Annotated in this window: 1 protein-coding gene and 3 tRNA genes; all 4 read left to right on the forward strand. The window is 68.6% G+C overall.

Translation table 11 applies throughout. From position 1 onward, the window contains the following. The first annotated feature begins 88 nt into the window (after positions 1-88). The 4 genes from ACWGE1_RS41070 to ACWGE1_RS41085 all read left to right on the forward strand — a co-directional run bounded on the left by ACWGE1_RS41070 (position 89) and on the right by ACWGE1_RS41085 (position 1,171). Positions 89-817, forward strand: coding sequence for an HAD family hydrolase (locus tag ACWGE1_RS41070; protein ID WP_453425574.1), 729 nt, complete (start codon positions 89-91; stop codon positions 815-817). An 86-nt stretch (positions 818-903) separates the two neighbouring features. Further along, positions 904-975 (forward strand) — tRNA-Gln (locus ACWGE1_RS41075). Positions 976-1,002: 27 nt separating this feature from the next. Continuing rightward, a tRNA-Glu gene (locus ACWGE1_RS41080) sits at positions 1,003-1,075 on the forward strand. Positions 1,076-1,099: 24 nt separating this feature from the next. Further along, positions 1,100-1,171: transfer RNA gene (locus ACWGE1_RS41085), tRNA-Gln, on the forward strand. Positions 1,172-1,258 lie beyond the last annotated feature (87 nt).

Here is a 1,258-nt window from a genome sequence, read left to right on the forward strand (position 1 = left end):
CCCGGTCACCGCCCCCTGCGGCGTTCCGGCGGCACCGAATCCCCCGACGGGCCCCCGCCGGACGATCTTCCGGCGTAGCCTCGGCGGTATGCCGATCCGCGCCGTGCTGTGGGACATCGACGACACCCTCTTCGACTACACGGGGGCCGACGCCGCCGGGCTCGCGTGCCAGCTGGAGGCCGAGCGCCTCGCGGAGCGGTACGGGACCCCCGCGCAGGCGCTCGCGCTGTGGCGGGAGATCACCGACCGGCACTGGGCGCGCTTCGCGGCCGGCGAGGGCACCTTCCAGGGGCAGCGGCAGGACCGGGTCCGGGAGTTCCTGGAGCAGCCCGGGATGACCGCGGACGAGGCCGACGTCTGGTTCAACCAGTACGTGGAGCACTACAAGGCGGCCTGGACCGTCTTCCCCGACGTGGTGCCCGCTCTGGACGCCCTCGCGGCCGACTACCGGCACGGGGTGCTCTCCAACTCCTCCACCGCCAACCAGGACCCCAAACTGCGCGACCTCGGGCTGCGCGACCGCTTCGAGGTACTGGTCTGCGCCGTCGAGCTCGGGGTCAGCAAGCCCGAGGCGGGAGCCTTCCTGGCCGCGTGCGAGGCCATGGGGCTGCCGCCCGGCGAGGTGGCGTACGTGGGCGACCAGCCCGAGATCGACGCCAGGGGAGCCCGGGACGCCGGATTGCTGGCCGTCTGGCTCGACCGCGACGGTCGCCGGGGCCCCGGACCCGACGGCGCTCACCGCATCGAGGGTCTTGACCTGCTCCCGGAGCTGCTGGCACGGGATACCCGTTTTGGAGCACGGTCAGGCATCCGGTAATGTTCTTTCTGCGCCGCCGGAGCGGGCCGAAAGGCCGGACGGAGGCGCCACCCGAAGAAAAGCCCCGGTAGGGGGTTGACTTTTGGTGGGGTATAGTGTAATTGGCAACACGAGGGTTTCTGGTTCCCTTATTCTAGGTTCGAGTCCTGGTACCCCAGCGCAGTGCAGCAGTAACGCAGTGCTTTGCCCCCGTTGTGTAGCGGCCTAGCACGCCGCCCTCTCAAGGCGGTAGCGCCGGTTCGAATCCGGTCGGGGGTACTGTTGGTCTGGTCTAGACCACTTTGGGCTATAGTGTAATTGGCAACACGAGGGTTTCTGGTTCCCTTATTCTAGGTTCGAGTCCTGGTAGCCCAGCGCAGTAACAGCAGCACCAGCTAGCCCCCGTTGTGTAGCGGCCTAGCACGCCGCCCTCTCAAGGCGGTAGCGCCGGTTCGAATCCGG

It is taken from the genome of Streptomyces sp. NPDC054932 (assembly GCF_053610205.1).